The following is a 23,099-nucleotide window of genomic DNA, read 5'->3' on the forward strand; positions in this document are numbered from 1 at the left end:
CGACTGACGCGCGCAGCGCCCAGTCGCTCTGTCCTCAACTGATTAAATAAATTTTGGAGTTAAAAAAATGGCAGCAAAAGACGTAATTTTCGGCGGCGAAGCCCGCGCACGCATGGTTGAAGGCGTGAACATTTTGGCCAACGCGGTCAAAGTGACTCTGGGCCCTAAGGGCCGTAACGTGGTTCTGGAGCGTTCTTTCGGCGCCCCTACCGTGACCAAGGACGGTGTGTCTGTGGCCAAGGAAATCGAACTCAAAGACAAGCTGCAAAACATGGGCGCGCAGATGGTCAAGGAAGTTGCTTCCAAGACTTCTGACAACGCGGGCGACGGCACAACGACTGCCACCGTGTTGGCCCAAGCCATCGTGCGCGAAGGCATGAAGTACGTGGCCGCAGGCATGAACCCGATGGACTTGAAGCGCGGCATCGACAAGGCAGTGTCTGCATTGATCGAAGAGCTGAAGAAGGCCACCAAAGCCACCACCACCACCAAAGAAATCGCCCAAGTCGGTTCGATCTCTGCCAACAGCGACCACAGCATCGGTGACATCATCGCCAAAGCCATGGACAAAGTGGGCAAAGAAGGCGTGATCACTGTCGAAGACGGCAAGTCTTTGGACAACGAACTCGACATCGTTGAAGGCATGCAGTTTGACCGCGGCTACCTGTCGCCTTACTTCATCAACAACCCCGAAAAGCAAGCTGCTTTGTTGGACAACCCTTTCGTGTTGTTGTTCGACAAAAAAATCAGCAACATCCGCGATCTGCTGCCTACATTGGAAGCCGTTGCCAAAGCTGGCTGTCCTTTGTTGATCATTGCTGAAGAAGTCGAAGGCGAAGCCTTGGCAACTTTGGTGGTGAACACCATCCGTGGCATCTTGAAGGTTGTGGCTGTCAAGGCTCCAGGCTTTGGTGACCGTCGCAAGGCCATGTTGGAAGACATCGCCATCTTGACCGGCGGCAAAGTGATCGCTGAAGAAGTTGGCTTGACCCTCGAAAAAGTGACTTTGGCTGACCTCGGCCAAGCCAAGCGCATCGAAGTGGGCAAAGAAAACACCATCATCATCGACGGCGCAGGTGCTGCACAAGACATCGAAGCCCGCGTCAAACAAGTGCGCGTGCAAATCGAAGAAGCCACGTCTGACTACGACCGCGAGAAGCTGCAAGAGCGCGTGGCCAAGTTGGCTGGCGGTGTGGCCGTGATCAAGGTCGGCGCTGCCACCGAAGTCGAAATGAAAGAAAAGAAAGCCCGCGTTGAAGACGCCCTGCACGCTACCCGCGCTGCTGTGGAAGAAGGCATCGTGGCTGGCGGCGGCGTGGCATTGCTGCGTGCACGTCAAGCGGCTGGCACCATCAAAGGTGACAACGCTGACCAAGAAGCCGGTATCAAGCTGGTGTTGAAAGCCATCGAAGCGCCTCTGCGCGAAATCGTGTACAACGCCGGTGGCGAGCCATCGGTGGTGGTGAACGCTGTGTTGGCCGGTTCGGGCAACTATGGCTTCAACGCTGCGAACGACACCTACGGCGACATGATCGAAATGGGCATCTTGGACCCCACCAAAGTGACACGCACTGCTTTGCAAAACGCAGCGTCAGTGGCTTCGCTGATGTTGACCACCGAGTGCATGATCTCCGAAGCACCGAAAGAAGAGTCCGGCGCTGGCGGCATGCCTGACATGGGCGGCATGGGCGGTATGGGCGGCATGGGCATGTAATTGCCCCGCTGCTTTGCCTGAGCACTTCGGTGCTCTTGCCAAACAAAAAATCCCCGCAAGGCGTAAGCCCTGCGGGGATTTTTTTCGCTTGCGCTTTGTTGGCGTGCGCGTGACAGCGCTTAGTGCATCAAGGCTTCTAACTTCACCGCATCCACACAGAACGCGCGAATGCCCTCGGCCAACTTCTCGGTGGCCATGGCGTCTTCGTTCATCGCGTAACGGAATGAAGCCTCGGTGTGGTGCACCGCTGGCAAGTCCAGCTGCACAGCGGCAGATACGCTCAAGGCTTGTGCCAAGGGCTCGTTCGATGCACCTAACTGCGCCAGCAACTCGGGCGCGATGGTCAACAAATCGCAGCCCGCCAAGGCCGTGATTTGGCCCACGTTGCGAAAGCTCGCACCCATCACTTCGGTAGCGATGCCGTGGCGTTTGTAGTGGTTGTAAATGGCGCGGACCGACTTGACGCCGGGGTCGTTGGCTTGGGCGTTGTCAGCCTCCACCCATGCAGCGCCAGCCGACTTTTTGTACCAGTCGTAAATGCGCCCGACGAATGGGGAAATGAGTTGCACTTTGGCATCGCCACAGGCCACCGCTTGGGCGAAGGAGAACAGCAACGTCAGGTTGGTGCGAATGCCTTCGCGCTCCAGCTCGGCTGCGGCTTGAATGCCTTCCCACGTCGAGGCAATTTTGATGAGCACGCGCTCACGCTTCACACCCTGCGCTTCGTACAACGCCATGATGCGTTTGGCGCGGGCCACGGTGGCCGCGGTGTCAAAGCTCAAACGCGCATCGACTTCGGTCGACACACGGCCGGGAATGGTGGCCAAAATCTCGCAGCCAAAGCGCACCAGCAAGCGGTCGATCTGCGCGTCCATGGGCTCGTTGCCGTGGGCGGCCACGGTGTCTTTGAGCAAGGGCAGGTATTCGGGCTTTTGCACCGCCTTCAAAATCAGCGAAGGGTTGGTGGTGGCATCTTGCGGCTGAAACTGAGCGAGTTGCTTGAAGTCGCCTGTGTCGGCCACGACGGTGGTGAATTGTTTGAGAGCGTCGAGTTGGTTCATGACGCAATTATCTAGTGCGAATATGACCCCGAAGCCGCATGACACGTCAACTCAACTTACATTGTGGGGATGAACACCGCTACCCCTCAAAAAATTCTCGTCCTTGGTGGCTCTGGCTTCGTCGGTCGCCATGTCTGCGAGGCGCTTTGCCGTTTGCACCACCGCATCACCGTGCCTACCCGTCGTTTGCCCGCACGCAGCGTGCAAATGCTGCCGGGTGTGGAGGTCATCCAAGCCGATGTGCACGACGCCAAGCAGCTGCAAGCCTTGGTGCGTGGCCACGATGCGGTGGTCAATTTGGTGGCCATCCTGCACGGCGACGAGGCCGCGTTTGACCGCGTGCATGTGCAATTGCCTCGCAGCTTGGCCAAAGCCTGCAAAGCCGAGGGCGTGACCCGCTTGGTGCACATCAGCGCTCTGGGGGCCAACGCGCAAGGCCCGTCGTTGTACCAACGCAGCAAAGCCCACGGTGAGCAGGTGTTGCAACAGGCCGTGCAAACCTCAGACCTCGCCCTGACGCTGCTACGCCCCAGCGTCATTTTTGGGGCGGATGATGCCTTCATCAACCTGTTTGCCAAGCTGCAAACCGTGTTTCCGTTCATGCCGCTAGCAGGCGCTGGCACCCGTTTTCAACCGGTTTGGGTGCAAGACGTGGCCCAAGCCATCGTGACTAGTTTGCAAGACCCCACCACCGCGGGGCAGATTTACGAAGCCTGCGGGCCCGACGTGTTCACCTTAGCCGAATTGGTGCACATCGCGGGCCGACACATCGGCCACGAACGCCCCGTGCTGCCTTTGCCGCATGCCATCGCTTGGCTGCAAGCCGTGCTGATGGAGCTCGCCCCCGGCCCCACGGTGATGAGCCGCGACAACTTGGCGTCGATGAAGGTCGACAACGTGGCCAGCGGGCATGCGCTGGGACTGGCAGCGCTTGGGGTATCTCAACCGCAGCACCTCATCAGCGTGTTTTCACCCGCAGCTGCGCCACACTGAGCTCTAAAACAAACTGGCTCTGGCCCCTACGCTCTCCGATCACCACTCGGTGAGACAAGCGTCTCCTCAAAACAACAAAATCATAAAAAGTAACAAAATTCAATTTATATAAATATTAAGTACTCATTAAACAAATACACTACAAAGTATTCAATTAATGAGGTGCTTATGTCTTACACATTGTTCATCGGCGATAAAAACACCGACGCGTGGTCCATGGGGCCTTGGGTGCTCATGAAGCAAGCGGGCATTGCGTTCAACGAGCAACCCGTGCGCGACGAGGGCCCTGACACCGTTGACGTCAAAAAGACACTGCGTGCTGTCACGCCTTTGGGCAAGTTACCGGTGTTGATCGACCCATCACTCGGCAGCAACCCTTCCGTGTGGGACTCACTGGCCGTGTGCGAATATCTAGCGGAAGTTCACCCTGAGTTGAATTTATGGCCGGTCGAGCGCACCGCCCGTGCCCGCGCCCGCAGCCTGTGCGCCGAAATGCATGCAGGGTTTCAAGAACTCCGCGCCATGTGCCCCATGAACATTGAAGCGCGGCTGCCCGCCATTGGCCAGCGCTTGATCCAAAAAAACAACGCGTTTTGTGACGACCTCAACCGCTTGGTCAACATGTGGCAAAACCAGCTCAAACTCAGTGGCGGCCCCATGTTGTTTGGTCCCTTCAGCATCGCTGATGCGTACTTTGTGTCGATGTGCATGCGCATACGCACCTACGCCTTGCCCGTCTCGCCCCCCGTTCAGGCTTACATCAACCGCATCGCGGCGCTGCCTAGCGTGGGCGAATGGATCGCCAAGGCGGAACAAGACGCCGACTTTTTCATCCACGAAGCACCCGGCCTGCAGGCCTAACGCGACAGCAAGGGCCACGTTTTACACTCGTGGCATGAACACATATTTGGTCGGTGGTGCCGTACGCGATGCCCTGTTGGGCTACCCCGGGGCAGACCGCGATTGGGTGGTGGTGGGCAGCACCCCTGAGGCTTTGGTCGCCCAAGGCTTTGTGCCTGTGGGCCGCGACTTTCCGGTGTTCTTGCACCCCGACACCCGCGAAGAATATGCACTCGCCCGCACCGAACGCAAAACCGCACGCGGCTACCACGGCTTTGCGGTCCACGCCTCGCCCGACGTCACCTTAGAGCAAGACTTGGCGCGCCGCGACCTGACCATCAACGCCATCGCCCAAAACGCCCACGGCCAGCGCATCGACCCTTATGGCGGCGAGCGCGACATCCAAGCCAAAGTGCTGCGCCACGTCACCGACGCCTTCCGCGAAGACCCCGTGCGCATCTTGCGCCTCGCCCGCTTTGCCGCCCGTTTTCCCGACTTCACCGTGGCCCCCGAAACCCTGGCGCTCATGCGCGAGATGGTGGACAACGGCGAAGTCGACGCCTTAGTGAGCGAACGTGTGTGGCAAGAGCTCTCACGCGGCCTCATGGCCACACGCCCCTCGCGCATGCTGCAAGTGCTGCGCGACTGCGGTGCACTGCAGCGCCTGCTGCCCGAAGTCGACAAACTCTACGGCGTGCCGCAACGCGCCGAGTACCACCCCGAAATCGACACCGGCATTCACCTCGAAATGGTGCTCGACCAAAGCGCCCGCATGAACGCGCCGCTGGACGTGCGCTTCGCGTGCCTGTGCCACGACCTCGGCAAAGGCACCACACCCGCCGACGTGCTGCCGCGCCACATCGGCCACGAACAGCGCAGCGAAAAACTCACCCGCGCCCTGTGCACCCGTTGGCGCGTGCCCGTGGACTGCAAAGAATTGGCGGAGTTGGTGGCGCGTGAACACGGCAACATCCACCAAAGCGGCAGCTTTGGTGCAGAAGCCGTCTTGCGCCTGCTGATGCGCTGCGATGCCCTGCGCCGGCCAGAACGGTTTTTATTGGCCCTGCAAGCTTGCGAGTGTGATGCGCGCGGGCGATTGGGTAAAGAAGACGAGGCGTATACGCAAGGCCAGAGGTTGGCTTTATTGCTGAAGGCAGCTCAGTCCGTCGACAGCGCCGCAGTCAGTGCCCAAGCCATAGAAGAAGGCCTAAAAGGCCCCGCCATAGGCAAACGCCTAGACAACGCCAGAGAAGCGGCAATAGCCGCCGCTTTGAGTTAGCCCGCCAAACGCGTCAATCGGAGAGGGAGGTGCCTGCTCTGCTCCTCCGCCGCTTCGCAGCTCGATGTCGCTGACGCAGGCACCTCCCTCTCCGATTGGCATCACAGCGCCAGACGAATTTCACAAAATCTTGGAAATCCCAGCACACACAAGGCTGAGAATGATGGTCGACGCCAGCGGGATAAAAATCTCTCGTCCAAAAATCTTGAAGCGAATGTCGCCAGGCAACCGACCAAAGCCCATTTTTTGCAACCACGGCGTGACGGCGTTGATCAGCAACAAGGCGAGGAAAACCACAATCAGCCAGCGGGTCATGTCAGGCCTTAAAGGGTGTGGCTGCGATCACCATGCGCGAAGCCCATGGGCTCCCACTCGGACGTGCCGAAGGCCACCACTTTGAACAACTCACCCATTTCGTGCTCGGTGATCAGCTTTTGGGCCATCGCCTTCTCGGCGATAGGCGCATCGACCAAAGGCGGCAGCAAGCCGCAGTTGATCAAGAAGTGCGCTTGGGTGGTGTAGCCCAGCACATGCAGCCCCGCATCTTGCGCCGCCAGAGCCACGCCGGTGAAGTTGACGTGTGCGGTGATGTCTTTGGCGCCCACGTCTTGCAGCGGATCGGTGTCGGACTTGTGCAACTGGTGGCACATGAGCGTGCCCATGTGGCGCTGGGGGTGAAAGTATTCGCCCTCGGGAAAACCGTAGTCAATCAAAAATGCTGCACCGCCTTTGCCGGTGGCGGATTCGCCGGCCTTGAAGCGATCCGCCAAGGTGGCCACAAACGCCTCCGCTTGGCTGTGGATTTCGGTCAAATAATCGTGATCGCCGGGAACGTCAACGGGGGGACGCAGCTCGGTCACGCGATCTTCCGATTGCAACGCATCCTCGCGCCAGACTACACCACGCTCGTGCCAAACACCGCTCTTGCGCACTAGCAGTTGCACAGGCATGGCGTCCAGCACTTCGTTACCCACCACCACGCCGCTCAGTTGCTCGGGCAGGGCATCGACCCAGCGCACTTTGTGGGCATGCGAGGCCAAAGTCTCTTGCTGGCGAGCGCGCAGGCTGCCCGACAAATCGACGATGGTGTAGCGCTGCACCGCATCACCCAAAGCGTCGAGCAGCTGCTTGGCCAAAGCGCCAGAGCCCGCGCCAAACTCCCACACCTCGTCGGTGCCGGTCACCGTCAAGGCTTCGCGCACTGGGTGCGCCAAGGTGCAGCCAAAGTGCGGCGACATTTCGGGTGCGGTGGCAAAGTCGCTGCCGCTTTCAGGCGTCAAACCAAACTTGCGCAAGCTGTTGGCGTAGTAGCCCAGGCCAGGTGCATACAACGCCAATGCCATGAAACGGTCAAACCCCAACCAGCCGCCCGCATTGGTAATGCTGCGTTGAATCAGGGTGTACAAGGCCTGCTGGCCCGGGTCGTTGGATAATTGGTGAGAATTCATGCGGTGCAGATCGTAACGCGAACCCTGTACTGCACCTCGCACATCGCGTCTTCCAATCCTTCTTACACAGGCATCTTCTCACCATGCGCTCTTGGGCACTCATCACCGGCGGCAGTGTTCGCTTAGGCCGAGAAATCGGTCTGGCCTTCGCACGTGCAGGCTGGAACGTGGCCTGCCACTACAACCGATCAGCCGAGCAAGCGCAAGCCTTGTGCGCCGAGCTGCGCAACTTGGGCGTGGACGCGATAGCCGTGCAAGGTGAACTAGAAGACGAAGACAGCTGCCAGCACATGTTTGACACAGCCGTGGTGACCACAGGCACGGCCCTGCGCTGCGTGGTCAACAACGCCTCCCTGTTTGTGCCCGATGAAGGCGACAGCTTTGACGAAGCCCAAGCCTTGGCGCAGCTGAAAGTCAATTTGATGGCACCTATGCGGTTTGGCAAGTGGCTGGCTAACCTGCATGCGAGTGCGCAGCAAGCGCCAGAGCAAACCGCAACCTTAGCGGCTTCTGCTTCTGCTTCTGCTTCTGCTTCTGCTTCTGCTTCTGCTTCTGCTTCTGCTTCTGCTTCTGCTTCTGCTTCTGCTTCTGCTTCTGCTTCTGCTTCTGCATCGCACCAGCCTAAGCCCAGCATCATCCATGTGCTGGACCAAAAGGTCTACAACCTCAACCCCGATTACTTCTCGTACACGCTGTCCAAGCTTGCGCTAGAGCGCGCGGTCAGCCTGCAGGCCCAGTCGCTTGCGCCCACCTTGCGTGTGAACGCTGTGGCACCCGGGCTGATGTACCTGAGCGGCCCTCAAACCCAAGATAACTTCGACCGCGCCGCTCAAGCCAACTTGCTGCGCCAGCCCATCAACCCCGCCGACGTCGCCAGCAGTGTGGTGTTTTTGGCGGGCAACGCCAGCATCACCGGCACCACCGTGCGCGTGGACAACGGCCAGCATTTGCTTCCGCTCGCACGCGACGTGATGTTCGTGGTCGAGGAACTTTTCAAATCATGACCGACACCCTTTTACGCCACTACCGCCGCTTGTTTTTGCGCGGCATCACCGTGCAAGCCAACATTGGCATTCACGACTTTGAGTTGCAAGCTGCGCAACGCCTCATCATTGATGTCGACTTGTATGTCTCGCTGGAAGGCACGCGCCCCAAAGACGACCACATCGACGAAGTGGTGGACTACGACTTTGTGCGCAACGTCGTGCACGAGCGCATTGCACGCGGCCACATTGGCCTGCAAGAAACGCTGTGTGACGACATCTTGACCCGCTTGCTCGATCACAGTGGCGTGATGGCCGCGCGTGTGTCCACCCGCAAACCCGACGTCTACCCCGACTGCGAAGCCGTGGGCGTTGAGGCGTTCCGCGCCAAACCTGGAGTGCTCTGACATGGCCAGCAAAGGCACCCAAATGTTGAACCTCACCGGCCTGCGCTTTGATGCCAACCTTGGCATCTTGGAGCACGAAAAGACGGGGCCACAGCCCATTCAAGTCGATGCCGAGTTGAACTTGGGCACACAACCCCTGATGCCCCACGACGATGACATTTGTCATGTGTTGGACTACCGCAAGGTGCGCCAAATCATCATCACCGAATGCACGGCAGAGCACGTCAACTTGCTCGAAACGCTGATTGGCAAACTCGCACACCGCCTCATGCAACTGCCTGGCGTGTTGGGCGTTCGCGTGAAAATCGCCAAACTCGAAATTTTTGAAGACTGCGAAGTGGCCATTCGCATGGAAACAGGACAATGGTGACTATGACGACCGCTGAAAAAGACCTCAACAAAGACCCGAAGCAAATCAAAATCGAGCACGAAAACCACAAGCTCGAAAAACGCCTGTGCCGCCAAGTCGGTCAAGCCATCGTGGACTACAACATGATCGAAGAAGGCGACAAGATCATGGTCTGCATGTCCGGCGGCAAAGACAGCTACGCCATGCTCGACATCTTGCTGATGATGCAGCAGCGCGCCCCCATCAGCTTTGAGCTGATTGCGGTCAACCTCGACCAAAAGCAACCCGGCTTTCCTGCCGAGGTGCTGCCCAAATACTTGGCACAAGTGGGCGTGAAGTTCCGCATCGAAACGCAAGACACCTACTCCATCGTCAAAGACAAAATTGCCGAAGGCAAAACCATGTGCAGCCTATGCTCGCGCTTGCGCCGTGGCATTTTGTACCGCGTGGCGGGCGAGTTGGGCTGCAACAAAATCGCGCTCGGCCACCACCGCGACGACATCTTGCAAACCTTCTTCTTGAACATGTTCTTCGGCGGCAAGCTCAAAGCCATGCCGCCCAAACTCGTGAGCGACGGCGGCGACCACATGGTGATCCGCCCCTTGGCCTACGTGGCCGAGAAAGACTTAGAGCGTTGGTCCAAAGTGCGCCAGTTCCCCATCATTCCGTGCACGCTGTGTGGTAGCCAAGACGGCTTGCAACGTCAAGTGGTGGGGGAGATGTTGCGGGAGTGGGAAAAGAAGTTTCCGGGCCGCATTGAGAACATGTTCGCAGCGATGCAAAACGTGGTGCCTTCGCATTTGATGGACCACACGAAGTTTGATTTCAAGAACTTGGTGACCACGGGGGTGGCGTCGGAAGATGGGGACAAAGGGTTTGATCGTGAAGAGTTTCCGATGCCAACTTTGCCTGGGTTGCAGGTGGTGAAGCTTTAAGCTTCGTGCTTTTTTGCTTTTTGCTGAGCTCGCTTCGGGGAGGGGCTTAGGGCGGGTTCCTCATGATGGGTACATAAAATCGTCACCCGCCCTAAGCCCCTCCCCGAAGTCTGCGAAGTACGTTGCTTCGCTCGTACGCCTCACGCATAGATCACTTCGAATAACCCAAAGCATGACGCGCATGGGGTGCGGCGGCTGACGATTTTATGTACCCATCATGAGGAAGCCGCCGCACCCCATGCGCGTGATGCGCCCTCACCGGAGCGAAAAAAAGCCACCCCGAAGAGTGGCTTCTTAAACAGTACAAAAGAAGATCAAGCTTTAAAAGCCACAACCTTCTGATGCTGCTCACCCAGACCTTCAATCCCCAAAGTCATGGTGTCACCACGCTTCAAGTACACAGGTGCTGACTTGCCGTCTTTCTTCACACCCATACCCACGCCAGGAGGCGTACCGGTACAGATCACGTCGCCGGGCATCAAGGTGATGAACTGGCTCACGTAGCTCACGATTTTGGCCACGCCGAAGATCATGGTCTTGGTGTTGCCGTTTTGCATGCGCACGCCGTTGTGGTCCAACCACATGCCCAGCTTTTGTGGGTTTGGCACTTCGTCACGCGTCACCAGCCAAGGACCGATGGGGCCGAAGGTGTCGCAACCCTTGCCCTTGTCCCATGAACCGCCGCGCTCCAACTGGTACTCACGCTCGCTCACGTCGTTGATCAAGCAGTAGCCGGCCACGTAGTTGAACGCGTCTTTTTGCGACACATAGCGTGCTTGTGTACCGATGACGATGCCCAGTTCCACTTCCCAGTCCGACTTGACCGAGCCCTTGGGCAGCATCACGTCGTCGTTGGGGCCTTGGATACAGCTGATGGCTTTGGTGAACACGATGGGTTCTTTGGGAATCGGCATGCCCGACTCTGCGGCGTGGTCGGCGTAGTTCAGGCCGATGGCCAAGAACTTGCCGATGTTGGCGACGGGGCAACCCATGCGTGGCTTGCCTTTGACCAAAGGCAACTTCTCGGTGTTGAGCTTGGCGATTTTGGCCAACGCTTTGTCGCTGAGTTGATCGGGGGTGACGTCTTTGATGACCTTGCTCAGGTCGCGCAACTTGCCATCTGCATCAATCAGTCCGGGCTTTTCTTTGCCGGGGTTGCCATATCGAACCAGTTTCATGAATTGCCTTTCGGGTTAAAAATTCTCAAGAATTATGACGTGCACCACGCCGTCCAACTGCACCAACGTGACAGCGCTCAGGGGGCTTACTGGTTTCCCCGAGTCGCCACAGACAGCGCACAAGAATATTATGGTATGACGATTACACCCCACTTCAACCTAGTTAAAACCCATGCCCATCACCCTCCAAGCCCACGACCTCGAACAGCACATCAGCCGCATTTTTGTGGCCGCCGGCAGCAGCGCCAGCGAAGCCCAAGCCGTGGCGGCCAACTTGGTGATGGCCAACCTCAGCGGCCACGACTCGCACGGCGTGGGCATGGCACCGCGCTACATCGACGCGATTTTGGAGGGCGGTTTGACACCCAACAGCGACGTGGCGGTGCGGGTGGACAGCGGCATGCTGCTGGGCCTCGATGGTCAACAAGGCTTTGGGCAAACCGTGGGTGTGCAAGCCATGAACCTCGCGTTTGAGCGGGTGGCACAACACGGCGCGTGCATCATGTCGCTCGCGCATGCGCACCACTTGGGCCGCATTGGTCACTTCGCCGAAATGGCGGTGGCGCGCGGCTGGGTGTCGCTGCATTTTGTGAATGTGCTCTCTCGCCCCGTGGTGGCTCCGTGGCACGGCGGCGATGGCCGCTTTGGCACCAACCCATGTTGCATTGGCATTCCTGTGGGTATGGACGACACCACCCGTGAGCCCTTTGTGCTCGACTTCGCCACCAGCCGCGTGGCCCAAGGCAAGATGCGCGTGGCCCACAACGAGGGCAAAGAAGTCGCGCCCGGCACCTTGATCGACGAACACGGCCAACCCACCACTCGGCCCGGTGTGGTGGTGGTGCCGCAAAGCAATGGCGGCTATGGCGCACTCATGACCTTTGGCGAACACAAAGGCTTTGGCTTGGCGGTGGCCTGCGAGTTACTGGGTGGCGCTTTGAGTGGCGGCGGCACCTGGCACAGGGCGGCGGACGCCAAGCGCTCGGTCTACAACGGCATGCTCAGCATCATCATCGACCCCAAGGCTTTGGGCACACAACTGAGCTTTGCGCAAGAAACCTTGGCCTTCATCGACTGGCTGCGCCAAAGCCCCGCCAGCCCCAACAGCGACGGCGTGGTGGTGGCGGGCGAGCGCGAACGCACGGCACGCGCAGCACGCAAAAAAAATGGCATCGTTGTCGACGATGCCACTTGGCAAGAAATTCAAGACGCCGCACGCAAAGTGGGCGTCACGCTCTGAGCTCAGTGCGAGCGAATCATGGTGCCAAACGCCTGCTCGGTCAGCACCTCCAGCAGCATGGCGTGCGGTACGCGGCCGTCGATGATGTGCACCGCATTGACGCCGCTCTTGGCGGCATCTAAAGCGCCAGCGATCTTCGGAATCATGCCGCCGCTGATGGTGCCGTCGGCACACAACTCGTCAATGCGACGCGGTGTGAGTTCGGTCAACAACTCACCCGCTTTGTCGAGCACGCCACGGATGTTGGTGAGCATCAACAACTTTTCAGCATTCAGCACGGTGGCCAATTTGGCCGCCACCACATCGGCGTTGATGTTGTAACTCTCGTTGTTTTCACCAAAGCCAATGGGGCTGATCACGGGAATGAACGCGTCGTCTTGCAAGGCCTTCACCACGCTGGGGTCGATGCTGACGATGTCGCCCACTTGGCCCACGTCGTACTCTTTGCTGGGGTCTTGCGTGTCATGCAGCTTGAGCTTTTTGGCGCGAATCATCGCGCCATCGCGTCCCGTCAAACCCACGGCCTTGCCACCCGCTTGGTTGATCAAGCCCACGATGTCTTGCTGCACTTCGCCGCCCAACACCCACTCCACCACTTCCATGGTTTCGGCATCGGTCACGCGCATGCCTTGAATGAACGCACCGGTTTTACCCAAGCGCTTCAAGGCGGTTTCAATTTGCGGGCCGCCGCCGTGCACCACGACGGGGTTCATGCCCACCAGCTTGAGCAGCACCACATCTTCGGCAAACGCTTTTTGCAGCGCCGGGTCGGTCATGGCGTTGCCGCCGTATTTGATGACCAAGGTTTTGCCGTGGAACTTGCGGATGTACGGCAGGGCTTGGGCCAGGATGTCAGCGGGAGACAAATTACTCATGCGGTGTAACTCCGTCAGGGTGAGTTTTTGGGATGGTAAAGAGGTGTTCAGTCTGCGTGGTCAACCGATGGTGACGACGCCAAGCCTTGTGCGGCTTGTGGGCCCAACACCAGGTCGCGCACCATTTCACGCAAGAGCTTTTTCTCTTGGAAGCTCAACGCACGCTCCAACACACGACGCACGCCCAACAGCAACTGGCGGTCCACCTCTTGCGGAATGCCGCGTGTGTTTTGCAACTCTTCGCGCAGCTCTTCGCGCAAGTCTTCAGGCTCATCGGCCCACCAGGTGTTGATCACGGTGCCCAGTTGCGCACGCAATTGTTCGGGGTCGATCGGGGCTACGGCGTGCATGGAGCTGGCGTGGCGCGGCGTGGCGCCATCGCGCAAGGCTTGTGCACCCAACACCACACGCTGGTCGGCTTGCGACAGCAAACGGGCCCAACCTGGGTCGTCGCGGTTGAGCTGGCTCATGTTGCGCGAGGCTTCGTCCGCCAACAAATGCACCGCCACACCATGCAACTGCGCTTCGTCAATCAGCGCCAGCAAACGCTCGTCGTCGCTGCCCACCAAGATGTGGTCGCACGCGCCGCGCTCGGCCAAACGCTTCAAATCCGCACCCAAGGTGCGCAACATCGACAAACCACCGTCTTGGCTGTGAGGCATCACGGCGCGGCTGATTTGCGCGTCGTACGCTTGCTCATCGGGGGTGTCGCTGTACCAGTAAATGCGGCGCAGGTTCAAGTCCAAGCCGTTGTGAGCCAGGGCGTTGCCCAGCAAGCCGTGCAATTGTTGACGCACTGGGTCTTGGCCGCCCTCTGTTTGGCCTTGCAACCACGCTAAAAAACGGGCGTCGATGAGGGCAATGCAAGATTCGGCGCTGCCTTGCGCCGCTGTATGGGAAGGGTGTTGACGTTTCATGGAAGTACTAAAAAGGTAAAAAGATAGAAAACTGCCAGAGGCCGTGCTAACCGTGCACGGGGCCTCGTGCTGGCATTTATTTTAGGGCGGCAGAGTCACACTCGCAGTAGATAATTCTGTCACTCACATAAATTCCACCATGACACCTCCTATTTTGATCACCGGCGGCACCGGATTTATTGGCTCCCACACGGTGGTGACGCTGGCTCAAGCCGGTCAACCCGTGGTGATTTTGGACAATTTGTGCAATTCCAGCCCCAAAGTGCTGGACCGCTTGGCCCGCCTCAACGCCAGCCCGATTGAGTTTGTGCAGGCCGACATCCGCGACTCAGCCGCCTTGGATGCGCTGTTTGCGCGTTACAACTTTGCAGGCGTCATCCACTTTGCGGGTCTCAAGGCCGTGGGCGAGTCGGTGGCCCAACCCCTGCGCTACCTCGAGAACAACGTCAGCGGCACCATCAACCTGCTGCAAGCCATGGGCCGCGCCAACGTGCGCCGCATCGTGTTCAGCTCGTCGGCCACTGTGTACGGCGACCCCGTGAGCGTGCCCATCCCTGAGACCGCCACGCTGACCGCGACCAACCCATATGGTCGCAGCAAGCTCATGTGCGAAGACGCGCTGCGCGAGTTGCACGCTGCCGATCCACGTTGGCACATCGCCATCCTGCGTTACTTCAACCCTGTGGGCGCGCACGAAAGTGGCTTGCTGGGTGAGGCGCCCAACGGCATCCCCAACAACCTCATGCCTTACATCACGCAAGTGGCCTTGGGCCAGCGCGAAGCCTTGCAGATCTTTGGCAATGACTACCCCACACCCGACGGTACGGGCGTGCGCGACTACCTGCATGTGGTCGACTTGGCTGCCGGTCACTTAGCCGCCCTGCGCGCCTTGGACACACCCAAACTTTTGACCGTCAACCTCGGCACCGGCCAAGGCGTGAGCGTGCAAGACATGGTGGACACCTTTGCCCGCGTCAATGGTGTGCCCATCCCGCACAACGTGGTGCCCCGCCGCCCCGGCGATGTGGCGCAATGCTTGGCCGACGCGCGCCAAGCCAAAGCCTTGCTGAACTGGCAAACCGAACTCGGCCTCGACCGCATGTGCGCCGATGCGTGGCGCTGGCAATCGATGAACCCACAAGGCTTCGACACCCCCCTATGAAAACCCCCGACGACGGCACGCTGTCCCTGTTTGACGACTTTCCGGCTTCGAACGCGGCGCCTGTAGCCGCCGTCAAAAAGCCACGCGCCAAACGCAAAACTTCAGCGAAAACTGAAGTGCTTGAGGACGTGCCAGCGGAAGCTTTGGCAGATGTGCCCGTCGAATCGCCCAGCGCGGCAGCACAAGCCCTGCATGCCGCATTGCCGACGCAAACCCCGTCCGAGTCAACGGCGCCAAGCGTCGCCACGTCTCCAGCAACCGACAGCACACCTACAGAAGAAGCCTTGCAGCCAGCCGCCGTTCCCGCGCCAGCCCCCATGCCCAGCGTGGACGTCGAAGCCACCTTGCAGCTGGCCAACTTGGTACCCACACCACCCAAACGCCAAAACCCGTGGGCCAAAGCCGCAGCGGAATCGGCGCAACAAGACAACACTGCCAAACCGCATGTGATGCTGGTCATCACCAAAGGCGAAGCGGGCGGCGCGCAATCGCATGTGCTGGCGTTGTGCGAAGCGCTGCAATCGCGCATTCACTTCACCGTGGTCATTGGTGGCCCTGAAGAAGCTTCGGTGTTGGGCCAACAACTGCGCGCCTTGGGCGTGACCGTGTGCCCCATGCCCGAGATGGTGGAGTCGCTCAACCCGTGGCGCTTGTGGCCTGCCATCCAACAATTGACCGCGCTGATCGCCGCCACCCCACCCGATTTGATTCATGCCCACAGCGCCATCGCAGGCTTGGCGGCACGCTTGGCCTGCCAACGCACGGCACGCCCTGTGGTCTACACCGTGCATGGCTTTGGCTTCAAACCCGAAATTCCGTGGCTGCGCCGCCAAATGGCATCGCTGGCCGAGCGCGCCTTGTCGGGCTCGACCACGCACATGATTTGTGTCTCCAAACACGAGCGCGAGCTGGCCTACCAACTGCCCATCGCGCAAGAGCGGGTGCACGTCATTCCCAACGGCATTGCCAAATTGGCAACGCCACTGCCCATGACGTCTGCCGACGAAGCAGCCACAGTCGATGCGAGAGAGGGCTCTAACTTAGTTTCATCACTCGAAGAAAGTTCGAACTCCCTCACTCCAGCCGCTCCCGTCAGCGTGCACACCACCAAGCCGCGCTTGATCATGGTGGCGCGCATGAAATCCCCCAAACGCCACGACGTGCTACTCCGCGCCTTGGCCCAAGTGCGCAACACGCTGGGCTACGAATTGCCCATCAGCTTGGCGGGTGATGGACCGCTGCGTGCTGCGCACGAGGCGTTGGCGCAAGAACTCAACTTGCAAGAAGTCACGTGGCTGGGCGACGTGAACAACGTCAGCGAACTGTTAGCAGTACACGATGTGTTTGTACTGCTCTCCGACCACGAAGGCATGCCCATCACGGTGCTCGAAGCCATGCGTGCAGGCCTAGGCATTTTGGCCAGCGACTTGCCCGGCATTCGCGAGCAACTCATCCCCGGCCAAGAAGGCCTGCTGGTCGCCAACACACCCGAGGCCGTGGCTGAGCAACTCATGCGATTGGTGCGCGAGCCCTATTTGCGCAAGCGCTTGGGCCGCGCCGCGCAACAGTGTTTCGAGAACAACTTCGCCGTCGAGCACATGGCCGAACAAGTGATGGACGTCTACCAGCAATGCCAGCGCGATGACGCCGCCACCTCGCGCCCCCACACCGACGACAACGCCGTGGGCTCAGCCTTGGTGTCGGCCTCGGTACGCCGCCGCGACGCCTTGCAAAGCTGGACGCTGTGGGGCGCGTGGATGCTGCCCCCCAGTCTGTTCGCCGCTCAGTTACTTGAAGACGCAGGCGTGATGACTTACCAATTTGGCGACACCTTGTGGTGGTGCGTGCTGCCCTACATCGTGGCCAGCCACTTGCTGTTGCGCGCCTCGCACCTGCCCGTGGCTGAGCGCAGCGGCGTGCTGTGGGTGTCCACCGTGGCGCCCTTTGTGCTGACCCCCTTGGGCTTTGCCTTGCTGCAACAACCCTACTCACGCGCAGCAGTGTTGTGGGCCTATGTGGTCACCAGCCTGTGGCTGTGGTGGGGCCATCACCGCTTGGTCAAACACCGCGCCTTGCGCTTGGTGCATTTGGATGCCAGCGTGCCCGCCCAACTCGCTGCTTGCCTGCACCCGCAAGCGCTGGACCCGCGCGCTGTCGATTTGCAACACTGGAACCCACGTGCCAACACCGCCCTGCCCGCCTGCGACGGCTTGGTGCTCGATCGGCATGTGCCTGCCACGCCTGAGCGCACGCAGCTACTGGGCCAACTGAAGATGCAGCACCTGCGCCTTTACAGCGTTGAAGCCGTGGCCGAACTCATGAGTGGCCGCGAGATGCTGCCCACCGCTGCCGACAGCCTGTGGGAGATCGACAACGACCCCGGCTACGACCGCGTTAAGCGCCTGCTCGACTTGGCGGCCTTGGTGGTGTTGTCGCCGCTTTGGTTGCCCTTGTCGGTGCTCGTCGCAGCAGCAGTTCGTTTCGACTCCAAAGGACCCGCGCTGTTTTCTCAGCAACGTGTGGGTCGCAACGGCCAGCTGTTCAGGCTGTGGAAATTCCGGAGCATGGTGCATGGCCTGCAAGCGCCCGGCGTGCACTTTGCACAAGCCGACGACCCGCGTATCACCCGAGTGGGCCACTTTTTGCGACGCACCCGCTTGGACGAGTTGCCCCAACTCTGGAACGTGCTGCGCGGCCATATGAGCCTGATTGGCCCACGTCCCGAACAAGCGCCCTTCGTGCGCGAATTCGCCACCACCATCCCCAGCTACCCCTACCGCCACCTCGTGCGCCCTGGCCTCACCGGCTGGGCCCAAGTGCAGCAAGGCTATGCCGACAGCACCGACAGCACCCGCCTCAAACTCAGCTACGACCTGTACTATGTGGCGCACTATTCCTTGGCCTTGGACCTGCTGATCGCGGCCAAAACCGTTAAGACCATTTGCACGGGGTTTGGCGCTCGTTGAGGCTGCGCTTGCAAAGCCTACACGCGCCCCTCTTCAAGCCCCTGCCCTCATCGACACAGCCATGAATACCCGTCGTATCCTGCTGCTGGAAGAATCGTCTTGGGGCGGCGTGCAAACCATGTCGCGCACCTTGGCAGAAGGCTTGATTGCACAAAGCTGGCAAGTTACCGCCCTGCCGTGGCGGCAAACCGCGTGGGGCACCTTGGTGCAAGCCGCCAAAGATCACGACGTCCTCGTGGCCACGCACAACTTTGGCCCCACTTACGCGGGTGCGGCGCTCAAAGCCATCACCGGCAAACCGTTGGTCAGCTGGGTGCATGGCCCGCTGCAAGATGTGCTGCACACTGCGAGGGCCTCGACGCTCAAAAAACTCTGGCTCAAACAGCTTTACAAACAAGTCAGCCACTTTGTGTGCGTGTCGCGCACCACCCAAGACTCGCTGATGGGGTTTGTCAAACAACTCGGCGGCCAACAACGCTGCACCGTGGTGCCCAATGGTTTGGGCGACTTGCCCCCCGGCCAGCCGCTGCATGTGCATGCAGGCCACGGCGGCGAAGGCTTAGCGCCCTTGCTGCTGGGCTATGTGGGCCGTTTGTCGGAAGAAAAGCAGCCCGGCTTTTTGCTAGAAACCATGCGCTTCTTGCCCCATCACGCCCAACTCGGCGTGGTTGGCGAAGGCCCCTTGCACCACAAACTCGTGCACGACGGCATGGACTTGCTTTACCAAGGCCGCGTGCACTTTTTGGGAAAACACCCCAGCGGCGCCAGCCTGTACCAACCTTGGCACATGACGTTGCTGACCTCCCGCTACGAGGGCTGCCCCATGACCGCCTTGGAGTCGCTCGCCTGCGGTGTGCCGTGCGTGGCCTTGCCCATCCCCGCCATGCGCGAGCTATTCGACCGCGACGCCCCCTACCTCTTGGCACGTGGCGACACCCCCGTCGCACTCGCCGAAGCGGTGATGACCGTGCTCAGCCTGCCCCCCGAACAAGTGCAAGCGGACATGGCCCGCATCGTGGCGCGTCACTCGCTCGATAGTTTTGTTGGGCAATGGCAAGAGGTGCTGCGCACATGTTGAAAGAGCTTGAAGCCTTAAAGACCGCCGACAAAAAGCCCTTGGTGCAGGTGCACTTCGTGCGCAATGGCCCCTCGTATTTGCCCGAGCTAGACGCGTACGAACAGTTCATCACCGCCCACGGCCATGAAGCCCACATCCACGACACCAGCGCTACCGTGCCCGACAACGCGCACGTGGTGTGGTGGATCTGCGGACGCGTGCCCCACTCAGAAGCGAGCCGCTTGCGCGATGCCTTTCAAATTCACGAATACGCCTCGGCCTCGGTGCCGCCCTATGCGTGGCTGAAAGACCAAGTCAAACACTGGACCCAGCCCCGCCCTGATTTTCGGCTGTTTCAAAACGCGTGGGTGCGCGAGCGCCTCGGCTTTGCCGACGACGTACCCAGCAATTTGCGCGACATGGGTGTGGCGCAGTATTTTTTAGACGCCCGAAACACGCAGCCTCGACCTGAAGCGCCTTGGCTTGTTGGCAACGCTTCTCACGCCCAAGGCGTTGTACTCCCTAAAAATGAGACCGACCTTAACGCTGAGTTTGACTTGGTCTACCTCGGCGAAATGAGCCGCCTAACGCCCTTCTTGCCCCTGCTGCAAAGCATTCACGATGCCAACCGAACGCTGCTGCTGGTGGGTGACGTGCCTGACGACCTGCGTTCAAAACTGCCGCCCACAGTCAACTGCACAGGTCGTGTACCGCATGCGGAAGTGCCTCAACACTTGCTGCGCGCACGCTTTGGCCTGAACTTGGTCAGCAATGTGGCGCCGTACCACCAACAAACCTCGACCAAACTCTTGGAGTACTGCGCCGTCGGACTGCCCGTGGTGAGCAACGACTACGCGTGGGTGCGCAACTTTGCCGCAAACGTCGAGGGCAACTTTCACTTGCTCAACGACGATGCTGAAACGTGGGTCTTCAGCTTTGGTGAAGCTTTAGACGCTTATCCGTACCGCGTGCCCGATGTGCAGAGCTTGGCTTGGCCCACGCTGCTGCACAATTTGCCGCTTTGGAAAAAACTGCAGATCGACGCCTCATGAGCTGGCTGAAACTCCCCCGCGCCAGCCACACGGTGGCGCTGTCCAGCGCCTTAGCCTTTGGCATCCAAATCGCGTTTGCGCTGCTCATGCTGCGGCTCTTCACGCCGCAAGAAGTGGGCGAGTTTTCGGTGCTCAGCCAAATTGGGTTTTTCTGGATGACCTTGGCTTTGGCGCAAGCGCCTCTGAGCTTGCTGGCCAATGCCCACACGCCCGCCAACCAAGCGCTGCGCTCCGCGTGTCGCAGCAGCGTGCTGCGCGGATTTGCTTTGTTACCGGTGGCCGCTTTGGCCGTCTGGCTCAGCGACTTAGCACTTTGGCCCGCTTTGATGTGGGTGCTGCTTCTCGGGTTTTTTCAGATGGGCAATTTGCTGTCGCAAAGCCACAGCTTGCGCGCGGGCGGCGCTTGGCAGCAAGCGGCAGTCCGCGTGTTACCGCCGTTTACAGCGGCAGTATTTGCGCTAGCAGCGGCGTGGCTTCGGCAAGCGGACACCGCGCATGGCCTTGGTCTGCTCAGCGCGTCAGGTGATCTGTATGACATACCGGTACTGGTGATCGCTGCGATCTTGGGTTACGCCGTAGGTGCGGCTTGGTTGGTACCTGCGCTTTGCCAAACCCCAGCGCTGCCAAAACATGCGACAGAAATGGCTGAAGGTAAAACGCCATCAGGTGTTACTGCAGCTTCCATGGAAGCCTCTGACGCTTCCCTCCATCAGCAATCTGACACCCGCAGCGCCACATTGCGTATAGCACACACCTTGGCCGATGCGTTGCTGGCCACCGCCTTGGTTGTGGTGTGGCAACGCCTCTACGGCGCACAAGAAACAGGGTGGATGACGGCCTTGCTGCGCGTGCTGGGCTTTGTGCCTGCCGTGGTGCACATGGCTTGGGCGCAAGTGGTATTGGCGCAAGGGGCACATGAAAAGCAAGACATTGAGACCCATGCAAGCGCTCCATCTAAAAACTTGCTGTCGACAACGAGGCAACGCCATCACAAAGCCGCCGTTTGGCTAGGACTCACGGCCTTCAGTGCGGTTGTTGTATTGGGTGGTGTGTGTGCGCTCGCTTTGAACTGGCAATGGCTAGACGCACGCTGGGAAGGTGTATGGGCCTATATCGTGCCGCTGGTGTTGTGGCAAGGCAGCGCTTGTTTGTCGGCGGCCTTCAGCCATCGGCCTTTTCAAACCCATGCAGCGGCGCGTTACTCGTGGGCTTGTATGGGGTTGGCGCTGCTGCAAGCGGTGGTGTTGCTGGCACCGCTTGGATTTGCGCAACCCATGAATGCCGCGCAACACATGCTGGCCTTTGCTTTGGTCAGCAGCTTGGGACTGGTGGCGCTGACTGCGTGGATGGCTCGCTTGCGTGAAACGGGCCTAGCTTCGACAGCCTAAGCAGGCAGCACGCGCCTGAGGCTCCTAATTTTTTTCCAGAGCACGGCCCTGGGCATGTGTATGGCCATCACTTGCATGCAGCGCTCGAGCCAGCCCGTTCTGTTCTCCAGTCGGTCTATGGCCTTGGCTAGGTCTCTGATGATTGCAGCCCCATAAGCTTCTGTGGCCTTGTCTACTGCCGCATGCAGCATGGGCAAGGGCAGCGCCATCATGGCTAGGTCAATCACGTCGCGGCTGAACACACCGTCATCGGCCTGACGATCGGCATTGGCGAGCAGTTTGCTGGTCGCAAGATCCAGCACAGACAAGGTGTTCACGCCGCAAATACGGTCGTCAGGTCCGGGCGCTTGCAACTCAACCCGCGCTTCGCGCACGATTTCCAACTTGATGGCTTGTCCGTCCATCAGCACTTGTGTGCGTATACCGTACTGGTCTGCACGCACCTCACGAGCCAACATCAGCGGCATGGCGTTCGGGTGAGTGATGGGTGCAAGGCCTTCGGTCCCCGTGAGCAATTGCCGTAAATCACGGTAGCCTGCCGCATTGGAGACCAGAAAATCAATATCAACAGATTCGCGGTACTCCCCATACCGCAAAGCAATGCAAGTGCCGCCACCGAACCAGCAGGCGTGCTGCGCCAAAACCTGAGCATCCAGCGCGCTCAACACATGCGCAATGCGTTGGTGATGTGGACGCTTAAACATGGCTGGTCTTTTTGCCAAAGGCTTGCTGCAGCGCTTGCCACAGGTCATGCTCGTCCTCACGCATGGCCGCTAGGTCCAAGTGCCGCGCATTACGTTCGTATATGTCGTAAGCCTCTACCGGGGTCAAATAGTCTGCCCCTTGAACTTGCCAGGCGAGTGCCTTGAGTTGCGGGTAGTCCGCCAAGGCAATGCGCACAGGCCACCAGCCTTTGGGTTGAAGGTCGACTTCGTTTGCCGTCTTCTCTATTTCCAGCTTGAGCTGCATGCCTAGGGCGCTGGCCACGCTGCTCCAGGCGCCCATGGTGACCGAAGGCTCACCTTTTTCAATGCGATGCAAAGTGACCCGCGACAGCCCTGCAGCCTCAGAGGTCACCACGGCGCTCACGCCCAAGTCCTTGCGCCTGGCACGTAGTTCTGCCCCAAGGGATTGAAGCTGGGTGGCATTTGGCTTGTCATGTGCCGAGGGGGTTTTAGTCATAGTGTTTCTTATTTTATACAAAATTGCAGTTTTGTCTATTCAAAGAAACATTTAACCTTAGCTAATCTTCATG

The 23,099-nt window shown here is 59.5% G+C and carries 22 protein-coding genes; 14 read left to right on the top strand and 8 right to left on the bottom strand.

From position 1 onward, the window contains the following. The first annotated feature begins 67 nt into the window (after positions 1 to 67). Positions 68 to 1,714 carry a chaperonin GroEL gene (gene groL, locus B9Z42_RS12325; protein ID WP_100133710.1) on the top strand — a complete coding sequence of 549 codons (1,647 nt, stop codon included), beginning with the start codon at positions 68 to 70 and terminating at the stop codon, positions 1,712 to 1,714. Positions 1,715 to 1,833: 119 nt separating this feature from the next. On the opposite strand, the gene tal is transcribed toward groL, so the two are convergent. Next, a complete protein-coding gene (gene tal, locus B9Z42_RS12330; RefSeq protein WP_100133711.1) occupies positions 1,834 to 2,775 on the bottom strand; it encodes a transaldolase in 942 nt (313 codons plus the stop codon). Between the two features lie 69 nt (positions 2,776 to 2,844). On the opposite strand from tal, the gene B9Z42_RS12335 reads away from it, so the two are divergent. The 3 genes from B9Z42_RS12335 to B9Z42_RS12345 all read left to right on the top strand — a co-directional run bounded on the left by B9Z42_RS12335 (position 2,845) and on the right by B9Z42_RS12345 (position 5,887). Beyond that, the gene (locus tag B9Z42_RS12335) at positions 2,845 to 3,768 is read left to right on the top strand and encodes a complex I NDUFA9 subunit family protein (RefSeq protein ID WP_100133712.1); all 924 of its coding nucleotides are present in this window, start codon (positions 2,845 to 2,847) and stop codon (positions 3,766 to 3,768) included. Between the two features lie 168 nt (positions 3,769 to 3,936). Then, complete coding sequence (locus B9Z42_RS12340; protein ID WP_100133713.1) at positions 3,937 to 4,629, top strand: glutathione S-transferase; 693 nt, start codon at positions 3,937 to 3,939, stop codon at positions 4,627 to 4,629. 34 nt (positions 4,630 to 4,663) lie between these two features. Then, on the top strand, positions 4,664 to 5,887 hold the full coding sequence (locus B9Z42_RS12345) for a multifunctional CCA addition/repair protein (protein ID WP_100133714.1): 1,224 nt from the start codon (positions 4,664 to 4,666) through the stop codon (positions 5,885 to 5,887). Positions 5,888 to 6,007: 120 nt separating this feature from the next. Here the strand turns inward: B9Z42_RS12345 and B9Z42_RS12350 are convergent, their stop codons facing one another. Together B9Z42_RS12350 and B9Z42_RS12355 are read right to left on the bottom strand one after the other, a co-directional pair. Next, positions 6,008 to 6,202, bottom strand: a complete 195-nt coding sequence (locus B9Z42_RS12350) for a DUF2905 domain-containing protein (protein ID WP_100133715.1) — start codon at positions 6,200 to 6,202, stop codon at positions 6,008 to 6,010. A gap of 8 nt (positions 6,203 to 6,210) precedes the next feature. After that, positions 6,211 to 7,335, bottom strand: coding sequence for a class I SAM-dependent methyltransferase (locus B9Z42_RS12355; RefSeq protein WP_100133716.1), 1,125 nt, complete (start codon positions 7,333 to 7,335; stop codon positions 6,211 to 6,213). A gap of 83 nt (positions 7,336 to 7,418) precedes the next feature. Here B9Z42_RS12355 and B9Z42_RS12360 point away from each other — a divergent pair, with 83 nt between their 5' ends. From B9Z42_RS12360 to ttcA, 4 genes are read left to right on the top strand one after another with little or no spacing between them, the layout of a single operon-like run. Continuing rightward, positions 7,419 to 8,339, top strand: coding sequence for an SDR family oxidoreductase (locus B9Z42_RS12360; protein ID WP_100133717.1), 921 nt, complete (start codon positions 7,419 to 7,421; stop codon positions 8,337 to 8,339). Beyond that, complete coding sequence (locus B9Z42_RS12365; protein WP_100133718.1) at positions 8,336 to 8,725, top strand: dihydroneopterin aldolase; 390 nt, start codon at positions 8,336 to 8,338, stop codon at positions 8,723 to 8,725. Before B9Z42_RS12360 ends, B9Z42_RS12365 begins: the two co-directional genes overlap by 4 nt. A 1-nt stretch (position 8,726) precedes the next feature. Further along, complete coding sequence (locus tag B9Z42_RS12370) at positions 8,727 to 9,095, top strand: dihydroneopterin aldolase (RefSeq protein ID WP_100133719.1); 369 nt, start codon at positions 8,727 to 8,729, stop codon at positions 9,093 to 9,095. Positions 9,096 to 9,097: 2 nt separating this feature from the next. Next, the gene (ttcA, locus tag B9Z42_RS12375; RefSeq protein WP_233203640.1) at positions 9,098 to 10,009 is read left to right on the top strand and encodes a tRNA 2-thiocytidine(32) synthetase TtcA; all 912 of its coding nucleotides are present in this window, start codon (positions 9,098 to 9,100) and stop codon (positions 10,007 to 10,009) included. Positions 10,010 to 10,323: 314 nt separating this feature from the next. On the opposite strand, the gene B9Z42_RS12380 is transcribed toward ttcA, so the two are convergent. Next, positions 10,324 to 11,187: a fumarylacetoacetate hydrolase family protein gene (locus B9Z42_RS12380; RefSeq protein ID WP_100133721.1), complete on the bottom strand. Its 864-nt coding sequence runs from the start codon at positions 11,185 to 11,187 to the stop codon at positions 10,324 to 10,326. A 172-nt stretch (positions 11,188 to 11,359) separates the two neighbouring features. Between B9Z42_RS12380 and B9Z42_RS12385 the strand changes: the two genes are divergently transcribed. Further along, positions 11,360 to 12,427 carry a malate/lactate/ureidoglycolate dehydrogenase gene (locus B9Z42_RS12385; RefSeq protein WP_100133722.1) on the top strand — a complete coding sequence of 356 codons (1,068 nt, stop codon included), beginning with the start codon at positions 11,360 to 11,362 and terminating at the stop codon, positions 12,425 to 12,427. Positions 12,428 to 12,429: 2 nt separating this feature from the next. Here B9Z42_RS12385 and argB read toward each other — a convergent pair whose 3' ends face one another. Together argB and B9Z42_RS12395 are read right to left on the bottom strand one after the other, a co-directional pair. Beyond that, positions 12,430 to 13,302, bottom strand: coding sequence for an acetylglutamate kinase (gene argB / locus B9Z42_RS12390; RefSeq protein ID WP_369806875.1), 873 nt, complete (start codon positions 13,300 to 13,302; stop codon positions 12,430 to 12,432). A 47-nt stretch (positions 13,303 to 13,349) separates the two neighbouring features. Further along, the gene (locus B9Z42_RS12395) at positions 13,350 to 14,219 is read right to left on the bottom strand and encodes a hypothetical protein (protein ID WP_100133724.1); all 870 of its coding nucleotides are present in this window, start codon (positions 14,217 to 14,219) and stop codon (positions 13,350 to 13,352) included. A gap of 139 nt (positions 14,220 to 14,358) precedes the next feature. On the opposite strand from B9Z42_RS12395, the gene galE reads away from it, so the two are divergent. From galE to B9Z42_RS12420, 5 genes are all read left to right on the top strand, one after another. Continuing rightward, entirely contained in the window at positions 14,359 to 15,381 is a 1,023-nt protein-coding gene (gene galE / locus B9Z42_RS12400) for a UDP-glucose 4-epimerase GalE (RefSeq protein ID WP_100133725.1), read from the top strand. Continuing rightward, a complete protein-coding gene (locus B9Z42_RS16455) occupies positions 15,378 to 18,347 on the top strand; it encodes a sugar transferase (protein WP_233203641.1) in 2,970 nt (989 codons plus the stop codon). The genes galE and B9Z42_RS16455 overlap by 4 nt, the downstream gene beginning before the upstream one ends. 61 nt (positions 18,348 to 18,408) lie before the next feature. Continuing rightward, a complete protein-coding gene (locus tag B9Z42_RS12410) occupies positions 18,409 to 19,425 on the top strand; it encodes a glycosyltransferase (protein ID WP_143474089.1) in 1,017 nt (338 codons plus the stop codon). After that, positions 19,419 to 20,456 carry a glycosyltransferase gene (locus tag B9Z42_RS12415; protein WP_233203642.1) on the top strand — a complete coding sequence of 346 codons (1,038 nt, stop codon included), beginning with the start codon at positions 19,419 to 19,421 and terminating at the stop codon, positions 20,454 to 20,456. The genes B9Z42_RS12410 and B9Z42_RS12415 overlap by 7 nt, the downstream gene beginning before the upstream one ends. Next, positions 20,396 to 21,844 carry a hypothetical protein gene (locus tag B9Z42_RS12420; protein ID WP_143474090.1) on the top strand — a complete coding sequence of 483 codons (1,449 nt, stop codon included), beginning with the start codon at positions 20,396 to 20,398 and terminating at the stop codon, positions 21,842 to 21,844. Before B9Z42_RS12415 ends, B9Z42_RS12420 begins: the two co-directional genes overlap by 61 nt. Here B9Z42_RS12420 and B9Z42_RS12425 read toward each other — a convergent pair. Further along, the gene (locus B9Z42_RS12425; protein WP_100133728.1) at positions 21,841 to 22,548 is read right to left on the bottom strand and encodes a nucleotidyl transferase AbiEii/AbiGii toxin family protein; all 708 of its coding nucleotides are present in this window, start codon (positions 22,546 to 22,548) and stop codon (positions 21,841 to 21,843) included. The genes B9Z42_RS12420 and B9Z42_RS12425 overlap by 4 nt on opposite strands. Then, positions 22,541 to 23,026: a helix-turn-helix domain-containing protein gene (locus B9Z42_RS12430; RefSeq protein ID WP_233203643.1), complete on the bottom strand. Its 486-nt coding sequence runs from the start codon at positions 23,024 to 23,026 to the stop codon at positions 22,541 to 22,543. The genes B9Z42_RS12425 and B9Z42_RS12430 overlap by 8 nt, the downstream gene beginning before the upstream one ends. Positions 23,027 to 23,099: the final 73 nt, after the last annotated feature.

This window comes from Limnohabitans sp. B9-3, assembly GCF_002778325.1.
Taxonomy (GTDB): Bacteria; Pseudomonadota; Gammaproteobacteria; order Burkholderiales; family Burkholderiaceae_C; genus Limnohabitans; species Limnohabitans kasalickyi.